The 20,789-nt window shown below is 38.7% G+C and carries 14 protein-coding genes, 3 tRNA genes and 1 pseudogene; 8 read left to right on the forward strand and 10 right to left on the reverse strand.

The annotated features are described in order from the left end of the window. Positions 1–5: 5 nt before the first annotated feature. Positions 6–1,055 carry an anthranilate phosphoribosyltransferase gene (trpD, locus tag J671_RS07190; RefSeq protein ID WP_009498528.1) on the reverse strand — a complete coding sequence of 350 codons (1,050 nt, stop codon included), beginning with the start codon at positions 1,053–1,055 and terminating at the stop codon, positions 6–8. A 356-nt stretch (positions 1,056–1,411) separates the two neighbouring features. Here trpD and J671_RS07195 point away from each other — a divergent pair, with 356 nt between their 5' ends. Together J671_RS07195 and J671_RS07200 are read left to right on the forward strand one after the other, a co-directional pair. Continuing rightward, positions 1,412–4,144, forward strand: a complete 2,733-nt coding sequence (locus J671_RS07195; protein ID WP_031981822.1) for a TonB-dependent receptor plug domain-containing protein — start codon at positions 1,412–1,414, stop codon at positions 4,142–4,144. A gap of 13 nt (positions 4,145–4,157) precedes the next feature. Further along, positions 4,158–6,923 carry a M1 family metallopeptidase gene (locus J671_RS07200; RefSeq protein WP_081404835.1) on the forward strand — a complete coding sequence of 922 codons (2,766 nt, stop codon included), beginning with the start codon at positions 4,158–4,160 and terminating at the stop codon, positions 6,921–6,923. Positions 6,924–7,017: 94 nt separating this feature from the next. Here the strand turns inward: J671_RS07200 and J671_RS07205 are convergent, their stop codons facing one another. The 3 genes and pseudogenes from J671_RS07205 to J671_RS07215 all read right to left on the reverse strand — a co-directional run bounded on the left by J671_RS07205 (position 7,018) and on the right by J671_RS07215 (position 11,258). Next, complete coding sequence (locus J671_RS07205) at positions 7,018–7,602, reverse strand: anthranilate synthase component II (RefSeq protein ID WP_000925673.1); 585 nt, start codon at positions 7,600–7,602, stop codon at positions 7,018–7,020. Between the two features lie 295 nt (positions 7,603–7,897). Next, complete coding sequence (locus tag J671_RS07210; RefSeq protein ID WP_031981824.1) at positions 7,898–9,700, reverse strand: aminopeptidase P family protein; 1,803 nt, start codon at positions 9,698–9,700, stop codon at positions 7,898–7,900. After that, positions 9,697–11,258, reverse strand: a pseudogene (locus J671_RS07215) (peptide MFS transporter). The gene J671_RS07210 and the pseudogene J671_RS07215 overlap by 4 nt, the downstream one beginning before the upstream one ends. Before the next feature lie 703 nt (positions 11,259–11,961). Between J671_RS07215 and glnA the strand changes: the two are divergent. The 5 genes from glnA (at position 11,962) to J671_RS07240 (ending at position 16,768) form a co-directional block, all read left to right on the forward strand. After that, a complete protein-coding gene (gene glnA / locus J671_RS07220) occupies positions 11,962–13,377 on the forward strand; it encodes a type I glutamate--ammonia ligase (RefSeq protein WP_002052696.1) in 1,416 nt (471 codons plus the stop codon). A 125-nt stretch (positions 13,378–13,502) separates the two neighbouring features. After that, a complete protein-coding gene (locus J671_RS07225) occupies positions 13,503–14,012 on the forward strand; it encodes a chorismate--pyruvate lyase family protein (RefSeq protein ID WP_004886125.1) in 510 nt (169 codons plus the stop codon). Beyond that, entirely contained in the window at positions 14,009–14,887 is an 879-nt protein-coding gene (gene ubiA, locus J671_RS07230; RefSeq protein ID WP_002052447.1) for a 4-hydroxybenzoate octaprenyltransferase, read from the forward strand. Before J671_RS07225 ends, ubiA begins: the two co-directional genes overlap by 4 nt. Before the next feature lie 115 nt (positions 14,888–15,002). Further along, positions 15,003–16,460, forward strand: coding sequence for an alpha/beta hydrolase family protein (locus tag J671_RS07235; RefSeq protein WP_031952962.1), 1,458 nt, complete (start codon positions 15,003–15,005; stop codon positions 16,458–16,460). Positions 16,461–16,567: 107 nt separating this feature from the next. Next, positions 16,568–16,768 carry a hypothetical protein gene (locus J671_RS07240; protein WP_004886133.1) on the forward strand — a complete coding sequence of 67 codons (201 nt, stop codon included), beginning with the start codon at positions 16,568–16,570 and terminating at the stop codon, positions 16,766–16,768. A 10-nt stretch (positions 16,769–16,778) separates the two neighbouring features. On the opposite strand, the gene J671_RS07245 is transcribed toward J671_RS07240, so the two are convergent. The 6 genes from J671_RS07245 to J671_RS07270 form a co-directional block, all read right to left on the reverse strand. Next, on the reverse strand, positions 16,779–17,222 hold the full coding sequence (locus J671_RS07245; protein ID WP_022575352.1) for a DUF2726 domain-containing protein: 444 nt from the start codon (positions 17,220–17,222) through the stop codon (positions 16,779–16,781). A gap of 56 nt (positions 17,223–17,278) precedes the next feature. Further along, positions 17,279–17,354, reverse strand: a tRNA-Asn gene (locus J671_RS07250). Positions 17,355–17,535: 181 nt separating this feature from the next. Beyond that, positions 17,536–17,611, reverse strand: a tRNA-Asn gene (locus J671_RS07255). 8 nt (positions 17,612–17,619) lie between these two features. Next, positions 17,620–17,695, reverse strand: a tRNA-Asn gene (locus tag J671_RS07260). A gap of 146 nt (positions 17,696–17,841) precedes the next feature. After that, the gene (locus J671_RS07265; protein WP_000208083.1) at positions 17,842–18,468 is read right to left on the reverse strand and encodes a superoxide dismutase; all 627 of its coding nucleotides are present in this window, start codon (positions 18,466–18,468) and stop codon (positions 17,842–17,844) included. 147 nt (positions 18,469–18,615) lie between these two features. After that, positions 18,616–19,374 (reverse strand): Nif3-like dinuclear metal center hexameric protein, encoded by a 759-nt coding sequence (locus J671_RS07270; RefSeq protein ID WP_031981828.1) that lies wholly within the window; start codon positions 19,372–19,374, stop codon positions 18,616–18,618. Between the two features lie 193 nt (positions 19,375–19,567). On the opposite strand from J671_RS07270, the gene J671_RS07275 reads away from it, so the two are divergent. Next, positions 19,568–20,743, forward strand: coding sequence for a S1C family serine protease (locus J671_RS07275; protein ID WP_002052780.1), 1,176 nt, complete (start codon positions 19,568–19,570; stop codon positions 20,741–20,743). Positions 20,744–20,789: the final 46 nt, after the last annotated feature.

The raw sequence follows: 20,789 nt of genomic DNA on the forward strand, positions 1-20,789 counted from the left end.
AGTCCTTAATCTGCCTGAGATTGTTTTAATGTTTTAGTAAATTCAGCTAAAACACTCATTTTCTCTAATGCTTGCCCGCCGTAAATAATATCTTGCGCAAATGTAACAGCCTGAGCATAAGTTTTGGTAATGCCTGCTACATAAATACCTGCGCCTGCATTAAGCGCAATCATGTTTGCAGCTTTTTCACCAATATCAGATTTATTTTTGCTTAAAGCATCTTTAATGAGCTTTAGACTCGCCGATGCATCAGCAACCACTAAACCATTTAAAGTTTGAGACTCAATTCCGACATCTTCTGGATTAAGTGTCCACTCAGTAACTTCGCCATCTTTGAGTTCGGCAACAGTGGTAGGCGCTGCAAGACTAATTTCATCAAGACCATCTCTTGAATGAACAACCATAACGTGTTCAGCACCGAGTTGTTTCATCACTTCTGCAATTGGACGGCACAGTTCATCTGAAAATACACCAATCACAAAGCGCTTTACCCCAGCTGGGTTGGTCAATGGGCCAAGTAAATTGAAAATGCTTCGAATACCAAGTTCACGACGTGGGCCAGCAGCATATTTCATGGCTTTGTGGTGGTTTGGTGCAAACAAGAAACCTACACCCATTTCACGGATGCAGCGTTCAGTTTGTTGCATATCTAGATCAAGATGAATACCTGCTTGCTCAAGTAGGTCTGATGAACCTGATTTACTTGAAACGCCACGGTTACCATGTTTTGCAATGGTCGCACCTGCTGCTGCAATCACAAAGCTAGACGCTGTAGACACATTAAATAAATTTTGTCCATCACCGCCAGTTCCCACGATATCTACTAAATGTTTGATATCACTCACATCGATCTTGATCGCAAATTCACGCATGACACGTGCAGCAGCTGTCATTTCGTCAATGCTTTCACCTTTCATGCGTAGGCCCATCATTAAAGCACCAATTTGTGCCTCAGTTGCCTCACCTTGCATGATGCTGCGCATAATTTCTTCCATTTGAGGCTGAGTCAAATGAATGTTCTTGGTAATGTGGTTAAGCGCCTGTTGGATATTCATAGTCATGATTTACAGCATTAATGATTAAAATTTTTAGGTGAAGTTGATCGAGTGTGGGAGGTTCGGCCTATTGCGTTCCATGATTCACTAGCTAGGGGAGCTATGTTAGCAGAAAATAATCAAAGATTTTTGCTGTTCGATAAGAGAATTAAAAATTTTGATTAGAGAAGGTTTTGAATCTATTCATAAACAAAATTTATTTATTGAAAAAGGTTTTAGTTTGTTGTGAGTTTTTATGATAAATAATTAACCATTTGGTATATCTTAAACATCAATATATCTAGAAAAAATGTGTATAAATCAACCAAATAAAAGTGGATATAGTAGGGCGATCTTTATTTTGTCTACTAATAAATATGTATTTAAATAACTTGAAATATGTAGGGGCTTTAAAAAATAAGCGCTCATTTATTTTCGTATTTGTTGCACTGTTTCATCCGTTAGAAAGTTATGCACAAGAAGCTGTAGAGCAACCACAAAACCAAGCTAAAGCAGATAAAGTAGTTCGTGTTGCGGTGACAGGTTCTCGGATTTCAAAAGCACAAAAAGATGGCCCGACCAGTGTGACCGTCATTACCGCAGCCGATATTGAAAAACAAGGTTTTAGTAATGCATTTGACGCACTCAATAACCTGACGCAGAACACAGGTTTCGTACAAGGTGCCGATTATGGAAATACTTTTACACCTGCGGCTAATGCTATTAGCTTACGAGGCTTAGGACCTAATCATACTTTGACTTTAATTAATGGACATCGGGTTGCAGACTATCCTGTGCCTTATGATGGCTCTGTCAATTTCGTAAACTTAGCCAATATTCCAACTGCCATTATTGATCGGATTGAAATATTAAACGGTGGTGCTTCTGCAATTTATGGTTCAGATGCAATTGCAGGTGTGGTGAATATTATTCTGAAAAAGAAAACAGACGGCACACAATTTAATATCAAGGCAGGTGGAACCAAAGAAGGCGGTGAAAATTTACGTTTACAACTGAGTGGTAGTAAAACTTTAGACAAGCTTAGTCTCGTTTATGGAGTTGAACTCAGTGGTCGTGAACCGATATGGGCAGCCGATCGAGATTTTATGTCAAGTCGAACTCGTTTGGGGGAGAAACCTGACACGATTGTGGGTCGGAAAAATGCCGATACTGGTAAATACCTTTCAATTGGCGGGTGTCAGGCGTTTAATGGTTTATTTAACGGATCAGTCAATAATATAGGGCAAGCAGGGGCGGACAATTGTGCCAGTGGTTTGGCACGACCAACCTATTGGACTGTTCAAACTCAAAATCGCAGTCAAAATGGTTATCTCGGTTTAGACTATGAGTTAAATGATAAAACCCAACTATTTGCCGATTTTTTAATTGGGGCAAATCAAATTGAAAACAATACCCGTATTCCGATATGGACCTCTTTAGGTGCATCGAGTGGTTATTTTCTAAATCAAGATTCGGGAAATTATGAAATTTGGAATCGTCGTTTTGCGCCTGAAGAATTAGGCGGGGTAGAACGCATAAATAAAAAGTGGAAAGAGCTTTCTTCGAACTTAAACTTCGGAATTCGAGGCGATATTGGAGAAACGAGCTGGAGTTATGAAGCAGCCTATAATGGTTCCATCTATACTAGTCAGCTAAACCGCCAAGGTTTATTACGTTCGAATGTTGATGAATATTTCTTAGGTCAGCAACTTGGTACAGATGCAGATGGTATTCCTATTTATTCACCTCGCTTAGATCGTTTAAGTCGACCACTCACAGCAAGTGAATTTGAAAGTATTTCGGGCACCACAAAAGAAAAAGATAAGTCGTGGGCACAAAGTTTAACCTTAAGCGCGAATGGTGACGTATTTAAGCTACCTGCAGGAACTGCCAAACTTGCGGCTGTGGCTGAAATTGGGCGTCAAGGCTTTTCGATTAAGCCAGATGATGCGATCGAAAATGGTGAATATTATAATTTAAGCTCTAGTGGCGAATATGGAGGTACACGTACCCGCCAAGCACTTGGCGCAGAATTATTCTTACCTTTAGCAAAACCATTAAATTTAACCTTGTCTGGACGTTATGACCGTTATGCTTTATCAGATAACAGCATTGATAAGCTAACTTTCGGTTCGGGTCTCGAGTTTAGACCACATCCAACTTTATTAGTGCGCGGTAACTATGCGACCAGCTTTCGTGCACCAGATATGAACTATCTGTTTTTAAATAAACAAAAAGGTTATTTCCCAAGTACAACGGATTATTTACGTTGTAGCCAAACGGGACAACCTTTAGATAAATGTAGCTTTAAAGATTACGCACCTGGGGCGAACTACACTTTAACCGGAAACAAAGAGCTGAAACCTGAAGAGGGTAAATCTTATGGTGCAGGTTTTGTTTGGTCACCCACCAATAAATTTGATATCAGCGTCGATTACTGGGATATCAAAATTGATAATCTTGTGACGAATTTAAGTGCGGACAAAATTCTACGTTTGGAAGCAGATTGTCGTTTAGGCAACCAAGATATTAACTCTGCGGCCTGTATCGATGCTTTGGCACGTGTAGAGCGTAACCCTGCAAATGCAGTTGTCGATCCAAATGTCATTAAGAATATTAATATCGTTCCGATTAATGCAGCATCAGACCATACCCGCGGGATTGATTTCACTAGTAGATGGCGCTGGAAAACAGACAGCTTTGGTAACTTTCTCTGGACGGTAAATTATAGCCGTGTACTAGAACATGAATATCAACAATCAAAAGATGGCGAGAAAGATGATTACTTAAAAGATTTAAGTATTCCTGATTGGCGTGACCGTTTTAATACCAGTCTCAGCTGGAGCTATGGTGATTGGGCATCAACAGTATTAGTTAATCGTTATGGCAAAATTCCAAATGGTAACCAAACTGCCTATTTAAGCCCAACGTATTTGGTGAACTGGAGCGGTACTTATCAAATCTCTCCAAAAGCGTCTGCTTCCATCATTATTAATAACTTGTTTGACAAAGTGAAACGAGATGACACAGGCGGTTGGCCGTATTATCCGGTAGGATCATATTCACCATTCGGCCGTCAAGGTTGGTTGGAGTTTAACTATAAATTTTAAGAATGATGTATGGATGCAGCGAAGTGGTACAGCAATTGCTGCATCTTTTTATTTAAAACTACAGAGGATAAAACCCCTTATGCTGGTCAAGCCTTCATTTAAAAAAAGATTGCTACTTACAACATTATTATCTTTATCTGCGACACAGATTTTTGCATTTAATAACAGTGAACAAATCCCGATTGGTAAATTACCCGAGTGGGTTGTACCCGAATCTTATGATTTAGATTTTAAGATTGATCCCGCACAAAAAGGATATACCGGTAAAACTACTATTCATTTAAAGCTGGCTCAAGCCACAGATCACATCTGGATTCATGGTAAATCTTTGACGGTGAAAGATGTGAATATCACATCGGCAGAGGGCGTCAAAACCAAAGCAAAATATGAGCAAGCCTCTGAGGTAGATGGGGTAAGTAAAATTAAATTTGCCAAGACCTTGCCCGCAGGCCAGTATCAACTCGTTTTAGATTTTAATGCGGCGTATGACCAGCAACTTGACGGTATTTATAAAATCGAGTTTGAGGGTAAACCTTATGTGATGACTCAAATGGAAGCAATTAGTGCACGCCAGTCATTCCCATCATTTGATGAACCACGTTTTAAAACGCCGTTTAATATCCGGTTGACGATTCCAAGCAAATATTCAGGTTTTGCCAATACCCAACAAACATCTGAGCAAGCAGAGAAGTCAGGTTGGAAAACGCTCAGTTTTGCACAGACAAAACCACTGCCAACCTATTTACTTGCATTGGCTGTCGGACCGTGGCAATTACAAAAAGGGCCTGATATTGGAGCAACTTCATGGCGTAAGCAGCCGATCCAGTTACGTGGTATTGCACCCGATGCTAAAGCTGAAAAAATGCAGCATGCTTTATCTGAAACACCAGCTATTTTAAAAACTTTAGAAGATTATTTTGCCTTTGGTTATCCATTTGACAAGCTCGACTTGCTTGCAGCCCCAGACTTTGCTGCCGGAGCAATGGAAAACCCAGGGCTAATTACTTTTAGAGATTATCTAATGTTGTTAGATAAGGACTCACCAGTTTCTTTTGTACAGAATTCATTTAACGTCAATGCACATGAGCTGGCACATCAATGGTTCGGTGATGTTGTCACGATGCCATGGTGGGATGATTTGTGGCTAAATGAATCTTTTGCTACATGGATGCAAAGTAAAATTACTCAAAAATTACATCCCGAATTTAATGCTGACCTAGAACGTATTGCGGATACTGCCGATGCGATGAAAAGTGACAGCTTGGTGAGTGTACGTCGTATACGTCAGCCTATTTTAAGCAATGCCGATATTCAAACTGCTTTTGATGGTATTACTTACCAAAAAGGTGCGGCTGTTTTAAATATGTTTGAAAGCTATTTAGGTGAAGAAAAATTCAAACAAGGTGTGCGCAATTATATTAATAAGCACCAATATGGTAATGCGACAGCCAATGATTTAATTAGCGCTTTAGCAGAGCAATCTGGACAAGGTGAGCGCTTTACTAGAGCGATGAAAAGTTTTCTTGATCAACCAGGTGTGCCTTTAATTAACACCGCATTACAGCAAGAAGGCAATAAAGTCTTTTTAAATGTGAAGCAAAGCCGTTACTTACCTGTGGGTTCAAAAGGTGATGCAAGAAGCCTGTGGGGCGTACCATTATGTGTACGTTATGAAGTTCCAAATGCAGGTAGTAAAGTGCAATGTGAATTGGTAGACCAAGCAGAAGCCAAGATTGAACTCAAAGGTGCCAGCCTTGACAGTTGGTATATACCAAATGCAGATGCGGCAGGATACTACCAATTTAGTTTGCCACAAAAAGAGTTTACTCGTCTGACTGCCGCTACAGAAAAGCTTTCTAACACTGAACAGTTGGCCTATGCCTATGCAATTTCAGCGGCATTTAACCATGGTGATATTAATTTATTGGCTGTCGTAGATGCTGCGAAGAAATTTGCCAATTCAAATAGCCGACAAATTAGTACAGCGCTATTTTCCCAGTTAAGTACCATTCATCGTCATGTATTGAAAACAGAAGCTGAACGTGAACATTTTAGAAAAGTTTTGGCAAATTTATATTTACCTAAATTAAATCAGTTGGGTTATGTCAGTAAAACAGGTGAATCAGCTGAAGACAGTTTATGGCGTAGTGAGTTAGTTAGATTTCTTGCTTTAGATATTCAAGTTCCTGAAGTTCGTACACAACTGTTAAAACAGTCAGATGCTCTATTTGCTCAAAAGCAGCTTAATTTTGCGCAAGTAACACCTGAATTATTGCCAACCATTTTAGCTGTACGTGTACAAGAAAAAGGTCAACCAGCTTTTGACCGATTGTCTGGAGAGTTACAACGCGTGACTCAACCAACACAACGTCTAGCAATTCTTACAGCCTTAGGCTCGGCAAATCAAGAAGCAACACGTCAACAAGCCCGTCAGTTGATTTTGAACCCGCGTGTTAAAGTTGGTGAAGTTCGTACCGTAGTTAACTCCATTAATAATTATGGAGATGAGCAAGGTGGCTTATGGTCTTGGTTTAAGGTAAATCATGAGGCAGTGTTTGACCGTTTAGGTAAGTCTTCGGCTGGGCGTTTCCCTGCAATGTTTAGTGGGGCAGCATGTACCCAACAACAGGCAGCACAATTAAATGATTTTTTTGCACCACGAACTAAAGAGTTGGTTGGGGTGGAAAGAGGATTGAAACAGACTAAAGAGCGTATTCAACTCTGCGAATCTTTGGTAGCAAAACAAGATGGATCAATTGTGCAACAGTTACAGTTATAATTGATTCAGCTATAAAAAAGCCAACTGATCGTAGTTGGCTTTTTATTAGGATTGCTTATCCAATCACTCTTAGAACAGTCGATTCGAGACTGAATTATGCATAGATATCTAAAAAGTTTTTAAAGATTTGATGGCCATGCTGACTCAAAATAGATTCTGGATGGAATTGCACGCCTTCAACAGGAAGTGTCTTATGTTTAACGCCCATAATTTCTTCCATTGAGCCATCTGCTTCATTGGTCCAGCATGTTACTTCAAGGCAGTCAGGTAGCGTTTCCTGATCAATGACCAACGAGTGATAACGAGTTGCCGAGAATGGGCTAGGAAGATTACTGAAAATACCCTTATTGCTGTGGTACATATCAGATAAACGTCCGTGCATCACCGTTTTGGCTCTTACAATTTTCCCGCCAAAAGCTTGCCCAATACTTTGATGGCCTAAACACACGCCAAGCAAAGGAATTTTTCCGGCAAAATGATTAATTGCAGGAATTGAAATACCTGCTTCACTTGGAGAGCAAGGGCCAGGGCCAATTACGAGGTATTTAGGTTGCCATCGTTCAATATCCTCTAATGTGACTTGATCATTGCGAACTACTTTTACTTCCTGATTCAACTCGCCAAAATACTGGACGATGTTGTAGGTAAAAGAGTCGTAATTGTCGATCATTAGAAGCATGATGAACTTAACCTCATGATAATTAAAATATATTTAATAAGTGACTAAAATAGTTACCCATATTGATACCCGTTTTCAGAAAAGACTTTTTAAATTTGAAAAATAAGAAGCCGTTTTCTAATGGGCTAATATAGCAAAAAAAGAAGTAACCAGTTTAACTATTTCATTCGTTAGAAATTTGCAGAAAAACGGCTTTAAGAAGTGAGGCTTTTTGAAATTATAGATAAGTACAAATAAGGCAGAATAAGCTTGTATTGTAAATAAAAAACTATTCTGCCTTGGTCATACAAGAAGATTAAATCTTACGTGTGTTATAAATCAACCAATCTAAAACATCGCCAGATAAATGTTCAGCCAGTCTTTCTTGAACAGTTTGATGATAACTATTTAACCAGTCTTTCTCTTCATCCGTTAGCATGTCAACGACAATACAATCTAAATGAATTGGGCAAAGGGTCAGCGTTTCAAACTCTAAGAAATCGCCGTAGGTTTTCTCAAACCCTGAGTGAAGTCTGTTTGCAACCAGATTTTCAATACGAATACCGTATTGTCCCTCATGGTATAAGCCCGGCTCGTTGGAAAGAATCATACCTTCACGCAACTTACTATAGGCATGAATAGGTGCGTAATAAGAAAGCACTTGCGGCCCTTCATGTACGTTAAGCGCAAAGCCTACGCCGTGACCTGTGCCGTGGCGATAATCTAAACCATGTTGCCATAAAGTATGGCGACAAATTGAATCGAGTAGAGGAGCGGCTAAACCTTCCGGATAAATCGTTTTTGCTAAAGCAATATGACATTTTAGAACTAAGGTATAGTCACGTTTTTGTTGCTCTGTTGGTGTCCCTACAGGAACAACACGGGTAATATCCGTTGTTCCATCAACATATTGCCCACCTGAGTCAATCAGCAATAGACCATCGCCTTCGATAAATGAATAGTGCTCTTCAGTTGCACGGTAGTGGGGTAAAGCACCATTAGCATTAAAGCCAGCAATCGTTGAAAAACTTGGGCCTATAAATCCGTTTTGCTCAGCACGGAAAGCTGTAATCTTCTCATCAATAGTGAGTTCTGAAATATTTTCACCATGATGAAGGGCTTTCTCTAACCAGTGGAAAAAGTGGCAAAGCGCGACTCCATCTTTAACCATTGCGTGACGGATATGAGCAATTTCGCTTTCATGTTTACGCGATTTAAAAAGTGTACTTGGGTTGATGTCGTAGACAACCCGAATATCTTTTGCGATGACTTGTTCATGAAAAATTGAGACTTTGGCTGGATCTAAAAGTACTGAAGCATCAGAGATATTCGATAAAAACTTAGCTGAATCTTGATAGTCACGTATCTCAATGCCATCAGCTTTGAAAGCCTGTTGAATGGTTGAATCAACTTTGTGGCTATCAACAAATAAAACAGCCTGTTGAGTACTGATATATAAATGCGAAAGGAATACAGGGTTGTATTCTACATCTTGTCCACGTGCATTTAAGACCCATGCAATATCATCTAAAGATGAAATGAAATGTCCTTCAATCGCTTTAGTTTTTAATTTTTCGCGAATTGCTTGTATTTTCTCTTTACGAGATAAGGCATTTAACCCTTCAGGCATTAAATGAATCTGCTCTAAAGGAAGTTCTGGACGATTAGACCAGATCGAACCAATTAAATCTTGCTGTGTTTCAAGCTTAAAGCCATGTTGTTTTGCCGTATTTTCCAACGCTTTAAATTGCTGGATTGAAAGTGTTTGCCCATTTACCGAAATGACAGAACCAGTTGATAAATTTTTCTCAATCCATGCGAGATGTGTAGAAGATTCATCACTGGTGAGTTTTTGTAATTGAAAGCCAGTTCCAGCGAGTTGTTGTTCGGCTTGTACCCAATAGCGTCCATCGGCCCAGAGTCCTGCAAAGTTTTGAGTCATGACTAAGGTGCCAACAGAGCCACTAAAACCGCTTAACCATTGCCTTGCTTTCCAGTAGTCAGGTAAATACTCTGACATATGGGGATCTGCACTCATCACAACCAAAGCATCAACGTGTTGATTGGTCATGAGTTCACGAAGTTTTGCTAGTTTTTCTGGAACAGTTAAGTCGTTCATATGGTTTCCAAATCAGGTTGAACTTTGTTGGTGCTTTTGCCCATTAATTTATTCATTGGTTTCTTTAATAAAAATAACACGATTGCGCCAATAACCAAGGCCAATACACAGCGCATAAATAGGCTAGGTAAATGATTAATCCCATCTGCCGAGACTTGCCCACCAATTAAACCTGCCATGAGGTTGCCTAGGGCTGTACCAGTGAACCATAAACCCATAATTTGACTGCGTATAACATCAGGTGCAAGTTTGGTCATGGTTGATAAGCCAATCGGGCTTAAGCAAAGTTCACCTATGGTAAGAAGAAATAAAGTACCGACTAACCAAAATGGTGAAACTACTCCGCCATGAATAGCAAAATGACTGGCTAAAGTCATAAGCAAAAAGCCACCTGCTGCGAATAACAATGCAATAATAAATTTACTGATATAGCTTGGATCTTTATTTGCTTTACCTAGTTTAGCCCATAGCCAAGCTGCAACTGGAGCAAAGATAATAATAAAAAGAGCATTGATTGATTCAAACCATACAGTTGGTATCTCAAATCCGAAAACAATACGGTCCGTATAATCTTGTGCAAATAAAGTAAAAGTTGTGGGTTTTTGTTCGAAAGCTGACCAGAATAAAGCGGATGCTGCTAATAAAACGAAGCAAATAATGATTTTAAATTTTTCATGTTGCTCTAAATTCAGGAAAAGTAGTAAGTATGCAAAATAAGCAATAATTCCAATGCTAATTCCTACAGTTAAGTAGGTTGCAACAACGACTGGGTTGATGTGAATAATCCCAAAGAAAGTTAATCCAATAACCACCGCAACAGCGAATAAAAAGCTAAATACAATTTTAGGTGCATTTTTATTTTCTACGACAGGTTTGCTACAGCTATTGGCTTCTTGTCGCAATTCATTAAAAGTTTGGAGTTGCGGGACAGCCAAAAAGCGGAAAATTAATAAAGCAATGAGCATCCCAATGCCACCAATACCAAAGCCTAAGTGCCAGCCATAATCGCGAGCTAATAGACCTGTAATGAGCGGGGCAATAAGCGAGCCCGTATTAATTCCCATATAAAAAATGGAGAATCCAGCATCTCGTCTACTATCTTGAGCTTTGTATAAAGTTCCTACAATGACTGAAATACAAGTTTTAAATAAACCTGAGCCAAGAACAATCAGAACTAGACCGAAATAAAAAAAGAATTGATCAAAAATGGTGGTGAGGGCAATTGATAAGTGACCTAAAGCAATAATAATTGAACCGTACCAGACAGCGCGCGCCTGACCTAACCAGTTATCGGCAATCCATCCACCGAAGACGGTCATTAAATACATGGAGCCTGCAAATAATCCCACAATGGCGGCGGCAGTTGGTCGATCCAACCCTAAACCACCGTTATTGACCATTGCAACCATATAAAGAACAAGTAAGGGGCGAATTCCATAATAAGAAAATCTTTCCCAAAGTTCTGTAAAAAATAAAGTTTTTAGTGGTTTTGGATGACCGAAAAATGCTTTATCGGTCTGTTCAAGTTCCTGTTTCATTATTCAAATCCTTGAATTATTTTATGTTTTTTATAAACATAACTTTTAGTTTGTTTATTTATAACCAAAATTTATGTTTTTATTTTTTAGTTATTTTTAACAATAAAAGCAAATTTACCTTGTATAAAAACAGTGAATGAAAAAGAACATGAATAGTGGAGTTTGTAGATAGCAAATAACAAAAAGAAGCGTTCATTTGAAGAATCAAAGAACTGCCGAGTACTGAAATGCTCTATAAGAATTCATAAAAATGAAAACTATTTGGTAGATTGTAAATAAACAATAAAGAACTTACTTGGATGGCTTAACCAAGGCGCTTAAGTCATTTAAACAACGTAAAAATGAGTGAGAATGGATACTTTAAGAAGTATAAATATTTTTTGTGTAATCTAATAAGAATCTCAACATTATATATAAGAAAGTATTATGATCATGAACGACTGTTAGAAATTGATGCAGCGGATTATATCAGTGCAACAATTTTGCACTAAATTAGGGCAATAATAAGCTATTTAAATATGCCATAATTTGAAAATGTGTGAATATGGTGCATTTGCACAAGCAAACAGTATAATGGGTTCAAGACAAGGGGCCTAAATCATGAATACTTATAAGTAATTCAATGTTTTAGGTAAGTCTTATAAAGTTGGTATGAGAATTGCTTAATAAATACCAGCAACTAACACGCACTTAACAAGTGCAACAAAATTTCATTGGAGCAAAATGAGCATGGCGAACAAGGTCCTTCAACTCATACAAGAAAGTGGCGCAAAATGGGTCGATTTTCGCTTTACTGATACTAAGGGTAAAGAACAGCACGTAACTTACCCAGCTGATTCTATTGATGAAGATACTTTTGAAGACGGTAAAATGTTTGATGGTTCTTCAATCGCTGGTTGGAAAGGTATTGAAGCATCTGACATGATCTTACGTCCAGATGCTGAAACTGGTTTCATCGACCCGTTCTTTGCTGAACCAACTGTAGTTGTGACTTGTGACGTTATTGAACCTTCAACTGGTCAAGGTTATGAGCGTGACCCACGTTCGATTGCTCGCCGTGCAGAAGAATACTTAAAATCTACAGGTATCGGTGATACTGCATTCTTCGGTCCAGAACCAGAATTCTTTGTATTTGACGAAGTGAAATGGGACATCGATATGTCTGGCGCTCGTCATACATTAATCGCTGAAGAAGCTGCTTGGTCTACTGGTAAAGACTATGAGTCTGGTAACTCTGGTCACCGTCCACGTGTTAAAGGGGGTTACTTCCCAGTTCCTCCAGTTGATTCTTCACAAGATATGCGTGCAGAAATGTGTGCAAAAATCGAAGATATCATGGGCCCAGGTCGTGTAGAAGTACATCACCATGAAGTTGCTTCTTGCCAGTTAGAAATTGGTGTGAGCTTCAATACTCTTGTTCGTAAAGCTGACGAAGTTCAACAGTTCAAATATGCTGTTTGGAACGTTGCACATCAATATGCAAAAACAGCTACGTTTATGCCTAAACCAATGGTAGGTGATAACGGTTCTGGTATGCACGTTCACATGTCTATCTCTAAAGATGGCAAGAACTTGTTTGCTGGTGATGAATATGCTGGTCTTTCAGAAATGGCGTTGTACTTCATCGGTGGTATCATCAAGCACGCTCGTGCATTGAATGCAATCACAAACCCATCTACAAACTCATACAAGCGTTTGGTTCCTCACTTCGAAGCACCAATTATGCTTGCTTACTCAGCGCGTAACCGTTCTGCGTCTATCCGTATTCCATACGTTTCTAGCCCTAAAGGTAAGCGTATCGAAGCTCGTTTCCCAGACCCAATGATGAACCCATACTTAGGTTTCGCTGCATTATTAATGGCTGGTATCGACGGTATCCAAAACAAGATCCATCCGGGCGAAGCTGCTGACAAGAACTTGTATGATCTTCCTCCAGAAGAAGAAGCAAAAATCCCAACAGTTGCTCATAGTTTAGATATGGCTCTTGAAGCACTTCAAGCAGATCACGAATTCTTGTTAAAAGGCGGCGTGTTCACTAAAGAAATGCTTGATGCATACATCGAACTTAAAACTGAAGATGTACGTCGTCTTAACACGACTACTCACCCAGTTGAATTCGATATGTACTACAGCCTGTAATACGTATTTCGTAAAAAAGCCTGCTTATGCAGGCTTTTTTATTGCTTAAAATGTTGATTGAATTCTCTACGTTTTTTATCAAAAAATTGGGGTAAACTAGGTGCGAGTTTTCATGTGAGCAGATTATGCGTAAACGACAACCAGTACTTAAACAGGAAGAAGCGTTAAATCCTGCATTGAAAACATGGTTGTATGCGTCTGGTTCTCTGACCCAACAATTGACTGAACTTGGCGGTGGACAGTTCAGCGTAAAACCTTTTAAAGAACACTTTCAGCGTTTAACTTTTGCAGACAGTCAATGGATGAATATGCCTCATACCCATACTTCATGGGTAAGGGAAACATATTTATATGGCTGTGAAGTGGAACCTTGGGTTAAAGCAAAAAGTATTTTTCCAATTCGAAGTTTACAAAAAAAAGCCCGTATATTTCAGCATATTGGTTCTAAACCGATAGGTCGTTTTTTATTTCAAAGAACTACGCCACTGTGTGATCGCCGTGTTATTCGCTTACCCGAAGGTTGGACGCGACAAAGTTGCTATACTTGGCATGGCTGTAAATTTATTGTTCAAGAAACATTCTTACCGGCTTTTGAAGCTTTTTTATATCAGCAGCACGACAAGGAATTACTATGACGACTGCAACAGGTACAACATGGCGTCAGCGTTTAGAAGCTTATTATTATCTATGTCGATTTGATAAGCCAATTGGTACAGAATTGGTGTTTTGGCCAACCATGTGGGCACTTTGGGTTGCATCAAAAGGAATACCGAATTTAGGTATTTTATTCGTCATGATTTTAGGCGTTATTTTTATGCGCGCTGCTGGATGTGCGATTAATGACTTTGCTGATCGTAAAGTAGATGGTCATGTAGAGCGTACAAAAACTCGTCCTTTGGCAACAGGTGTCATTCGTGCGAGGGAAGCAGTATATGTATTCTTAGGTCTTGTTTTAGCAAGTGCATGTCTTTTGTTCTTTTTACCTATAGAAACTTTTTATTGGTCATTTGGCGCATTATTTTTAGCGTTTATTTATCCATTTATGAAACGCTACACCAACTTACCGCAAGTTTTTTTAGGAGCAGCATTTTCATGGTCAATTCCAATGGCCTTTACTGCCGTAGGTAAAACTCCGGATCTGACTTGCTGGCTGCTGTATTTTGGTAATTTGGCTTGGACAGTGGCTTATGACACTCAATATGCAATTACAGACCGCGAATATGATTTAAAGATTGGTGTGAAATCTACAGCTATTCTTTTTGGTCGATATGACATCCAGATTATTGCACTCCTACAAGCAACCAGTCTTGTCTTGATAGGAACGGCGTTATATTTAGAAAATATCTTATTTCCATGGGCAATTGTTGCTTTAATTGTTGTGGCATTCGATTTTATATATCAAACAATTAAAACCAAAGACCGCAACCCTCAGGTTTGTTTCTGGGCATTTCGTCACAATCGCTGGGTAGGATTAATCATTTTTCTAGGAATATTTTTAAATTTCATATAGTAAAAATGACCGTGAGGTTGAAAAGTGTTCTATGCAGAGCACTTTTTTTATGTCTTAATATTTGTGCATAAAAATTATGCGGAATAAATAACACATAACATAAAAAGGATATTTTATGAAACGGTCAAAAATTGCTTTAGCTATAACATTATCGGTTTCAGCATTATTTCTTACAGCATGTAATGACAACAATGACGATTACACTGGGATAGATTCAAATAAAACCTTTTTGTCTGAAAGTAATTACGCTATAGATAAAGTTGATAATGCTTCATCAATTAAAGTCATGACTTATAACATGACAAATGTGCAGGGAAAAACAGCCACTGCTACTGCTATGGTATTGTTCCCAAAAGCCTCGCAACCTAAAGATGGTTATCGAGTGGTTGTATGGGAGCATGGAACTGTAGGAGTAGGAGATAGTTGCGCGCCAAGTAAAAATGCAATTAATCCGCGATTTAAAATTTTAGCTGAAAACTTATTAGCAGCAGGTTATGTGATTATTGCACCAGATTATGAGGGTTTAGGTACGCCAGGTGTACATCCGTATTTAAACTTGTCTAGTGAAGCAAAATCCGCATTAGCAGCAGTCAAGGCAGCAAAAGACCATTATGGAAATCAGTTGAAAGGCGATTGGATGTCAATTGGCCAATCACAAGGTGGACATGCATCATTAGGTACTGCTGAATTCGCCAATACAGATACAAGTTATAAAGGTGCTGTAGCTGGGGCGCCGGCATCAAGCTTGGGCACAATTATTCAAATTTATATTGATCCTGCAATGAATCAAGATAGTAATTTTGCAGTTAGTAAGCTAGATCAGGCAATTATAGCGCGTAGACAAATTGATGCAGCGATTGCTGCAGGGCAAATGTCTCCAAATGATCCACTGGCGCTTGCTGTACCAACAATTGATAAAACTGCAGAAGGATATGCTGAATTGTTAGCATATGCTGCTTTTGCAAGCGCTGGGATTAAAGCACAGCAACCAAATTATGATTTGAAGTCAATCTTTACATCAGGAGCAGCTGATATTGCAGAATTAGCTTATGGTCGTACAGGAGATGATGGTACATGTCTAAGTTATCCTGCACCTGATACTGCAAATGGTTTACAAGAGAAATTTAAAGCAGGAATCCTAGCTTTCTTAGCTGACCCTACACATCAAATTTCACAGTACGGTATTGATCTAAATAAATTCAAGACCGATCAAGTAGTTCAAAGTTTTTTAACATCGACTCAACCTGCAACGAATGCTACAGCTGAAAAAGTTATTAAAGCACCTGTATTTATTATTCAAGGTGAAAAAGATCAAGCAGTATTGCCTGTAGTAACACAAGCCTTATTCGCAAATATGAAAGCGAATGCTTTGAAATTTTTCCCTCAAGCTGGGTACGATAAGGGATATAATTTAACCATTGTACCGAATGCGACTCATACACAAGCAATCGTATGTCAAAATGCAAATGCCGTAGATTTTATTCAAACGAATATGTCAGCAGGTACTGGTATTGTTCTAACTGATGCACAGAAAGATGCTAGCCAAAGCCCGCACTGTACAGGTAAGTTCTAAGTTTTATTTAACTAGCATTTAGCTTAAGAAAAGAGCCTTTATATAGGCTCTTTTTTGTTATATTGTTACATAGCTTAAAATTAATGATGTTCGAGTTTAAATCACTTATGAGTCAGCAATCAGTTGAAAAAAAATCTGTTCCTTGGTTATTAATGGGGTTGGGTTTACTTATTCCTTTTTTAATTATTGGAATACTTTTCTTGGCTGCAAAGAGTGATGCTAAGAATAAAAAACAATATGAGCAGCAACGTATAGAAATGGAAAAAAGAATAGCTGAAAAAGAGGCTGCAAATTCAGATAAGAAATAGCATTAGCTGTTCAATGAATATCTCTTTGTAGTTGGCGTACGCTCGGTATGCTTGTATAACGTTTTACGATATATCCGGCTTCTGTCAGCATTTGATCGCGTAGACGGTCTTCTTCTGCTTTTTCAAGATGAGTAGGGTCATCTAACTCAATAATAGCAATTACTTCCATTTTGTCATTAAGCAAAACAAAGTCGGTAACTTTACGATTGAACTGGCTACGAACCTTATAGTCATTGCTGGTGATTAATGCGCTAAACGCCACTTGAGCTAAAACATGGCAAGCTGGGAAACTCTGTTTTAGACGTATAAACATTTGAGTTTCAAAATTAGTAATGACAGGACGAGCAAAGAATTTTTGTTTTGGGAATAAATAGGGACGTAAACAAACAACAAGAAAAATACAGGTGCTTAAGCAACCTAAAATAATAAAAAATAAGTGACTCGATTCGAACATGTGACAACATCATACAAATAAAAACCCACTCGTAATGAGTGGGTTTTTAAGAATCTTGGCTCTCCCACCTGGGCTCGAACCAGGGACCTGCGGATTAACAGTCCGTCGCTCTACCGACTGAGCTATGGGAGAATCTGGAAAAGGATTTTAGGCAGGAAAGGGGGCTGGGTCAAGCCTTAATAGCAGAATTAGTGAGAATATCTAATCGTTTGGCTTAAAAATACACGAAACATTGATTTTATTCAAAATAATAGAAAGTTATTAGATGATTAGAAAAGAAAAAACCCGCAATAAATGCGGGCTTTTAGAATCTTGGCTCTCCCACCTGGGCTCGAACCAGGGACCTGCGGATTAACAGTCCGTCGCTCTACCGACTGAGCTATGGGAGATTAGTAGATGGCTCTCCAACCTGGGCTCGAACCAGGGACCTGCGGATTAACAGTCCGTCGCTCTACCGACTGAGCTATTGGAGAATCTGATGCGCATTTTATGGATGAAATCTAAAAGCGTCAATAAGAATATTAAAGAAAATGAATCGTTTGCTTGATTAATATGCTTTTGTTGCCTTAAAAATAAAAAAACCACCCTAAAGAGGGTGGTTTTTTATAAAGAAATAAAATTATTTCTCTACACCAGCTGGCTGACCTGCAAGTTTTGCATTTGCATAGTCCCAGTTCACAAGGCTTTCTAAGAAAGTTGCGATGTATTTAGGACGTAAGTTACGGAAATCGATGTAGTAAGCATGTTCCCATACGTCAATTGTTAATACAGCAATTTGACCATGTGCAAGTGGAGTGTCTGCATTTGAAGTTTTAGTAATAGAAAGTTTACCGTTTACTTCATCAGCAACTAACCAAGCCCAACCTGAACCGAATTGAGTTGTTGCAGCAGCAGTAAATTCTTCTGCAAATTTTTCGTAGCTACCAAAAGCTTCGTCGATTTTAGCAGCGATTGCGCCAGTAGGCTTACCACCACCATTTGGCTTCATGCTGTTCCAGTAGAAAGTGTGGTTCCAAACTTGAGCAGCATTGTTGAAAATACCAGCTTTAGATGCGTCACCAGCAGTTGCTTTGATGATTTCTTCTAAAGTTTTACCTTCAAGGTCAGTGCCTTTGATTAAGTTGTTTAAGTTAACAACATAGGTGTTATGGTGTTTGTCGTGATGGTATTCTAAAGTTTCTTTACTGATATGTGGCGCTAAATCATCATAGCCATATGGAAGTGCAGGTAAAGTAATGGTTGTCATGTTCCTATTCCTTGCATTTGCTGGGTTATACAATATTAAGTGGCTCTATTGTAAATGATTCTGTTCACAATAGGGCATCGTTTTAAAGAACTATACACAATAAAGATCTAATTAATACGCATAACACAGATTGAAAAAAAGACTTAATTAAATCGGATTATTCAATTCAAAATATTCAGATTCAACTGAGAACTGTTTTGAAATGGCTTGTGCCAAACGTTGAACACCATAACGTTCGGTTGCATGGTGACCGCAGGCAAAATAATGAACACCTAATTCTTTTGCTTCATAAAAAGTTCGTTCACTGACTTCCCCTGAAATATAAGCATCACAGTTTTGCAAAGCAGCTTTAGCAATAAAATCTTGAGCGCCGCCTGTACAGAAACCTACTTTTTGAATCGTTTTCTTCTCGGCTGGTAAGTGAATCACTTTAAAATCAAAGCTGTTTTGCAGTTTTGCTTTAAAGTCATCTACAGGAAGTGCTTGTTCTAAATAACCAATATTACCAATTGGGTGTTTCTCGGTTAAATCGAGTGGTTCTAAGCTTTGCAAGTTTAGCTTTTCGGCAATGGCAATATTATTGCCTAAAGATGGGTGTGCATCTAAAGGTAGATGATAAGTGACTAATGAAATATTATTTTGAATGAGTTTTTTAATGCGGTTGCCTCGCATACCAGTAATAGGATACGGTTCGCCTTTCCAAAAATAACCGTGGTGTACAAGTAACAGATTGGCATTTTGAGCAATAGCTGCATCAATTGCATCTTCAGAAGCAGTCACTGCACAAAGAATACGTTTTACTTCAGTTGAACCTTCAATTTGCAGGCCATTTGGTGCGTAATCTTTAAACTCTGCTGCTTTTAAGGTTTGGTCGCACCACTGAATAATTTCATGCAAATTTGCCATGATATTTCCTGAATTGAGTAGTAAAAGTTGCTAAAGCTATAGAAACATATTTTGTTGTGTAACTAAAGCTAGACAAATCTTTTTTGACTTTTTTATGTATATCGACATATTTAATTTAAAATGCTTAACTGAAAACTCTTTTTGTTCAATATATTAATTTAATTAAAAACTTCTTTGCGTAGAGGATATGAACGTGCGCCGCACCTTTACATGGTTACCTTGGGTGTTACTTATTATTGTAATTGCCAGTTTTATTGCATGGCAAAAATACCATCAGCCGAAACCAACTGTTGCAGTTGATGGGGTGCAAATGCCTGCTGAGAAAGTTGAGCCTCTGGTGAATACTTCTCGAACGGGTGGGGTGGTATCTTATAGTGCTGCGGTAAAAGTTGCAGCGCCGGCAGTTGTTAATATTTTTACGACCCAGAAAGTTAAACAAAATCATCCTTTATTAAGTGATCCGGTTTTCCGTGAATTTTTTGGAAATCAGGTTCCCGAACAACAACAGCAAAATGAAAATAGCTTAGGTTCAGGGGTTATTGTTCGTGCTGATGGTTATATTCTTACCAACAACCATGTGATTGCTCAAGCTGACCAGATCGTAGTTGCTTTACATGACGGACGTCGTGCAGAAGCTACAATTGTGGGGACTGACCCAGATACAGATTTGGCAGTTATTAAAATCGATTTAGATAAACTGCCAGTATTGCCATTTAAATTGAGTGGTAATGAAGTGGGTGACGTTGTTTTAGCAATTGGTAACCCGTTTGGTGTAGGACAAACGGTAACTCAAGGTATTGTTTCAGCGACAGGTCGATCAGATTTAGGTATTAATACCTATGAAGACTTTATTCAAACTGATGCAGCAATTAACCCTGGAAATTCAGGGGGAGCCTTAATTGATGTTGCTGGTAACTTGATTGGCGTCAATACTGCTATTTTTTCACAATCAGGTGGTTCTTTAGGTATTGGTTTCGCTATTCCTGCGAAGGTTTGTCAACAAGTACTTAACTCAATTTTAAAAGATGGCCGTGTGGTTCGTGGTTGGTTAGGTATTAGTTTACTACCACCTACACAAGACGATGTATTGGCACCAAAACCACCAGTTGGTGTAATCGTTGCTGATGTATTAAAAAATGGTCCAGCGGCTTCTGCTGGTATTAAAGTGGGCGATAAAATTGTTCAGGTGAATAATGAACCGATTACTTCGGCTTCTCATTTGATTAACTACGTGGCTTTACAGGCGCCAAATAGTGAAATTAATGTATTGGTTGAACGAGATGGTAAACAACAAAACTTTGTTGTGACTGTGGGCGAGCGAAAAGCGCAAAATACTCAATCTCAGTATATCCCGCTTCCTAAACGTTAAAACCTCAATAAAAAAAGCCTCATCGTGAGGCTTTTTTTATGACTAC

The organism is Acinetobacter sp. 1130196 (assembly GCF_000588095.1).
Taxonomy (GTDB): domain Bacteria; phylum Pseudomonadota; class Gammaproteobacteria; order Pseudomonadales; family Moraxellaceae; genus Acinetobacter; species Acinetobacter nosocomialis.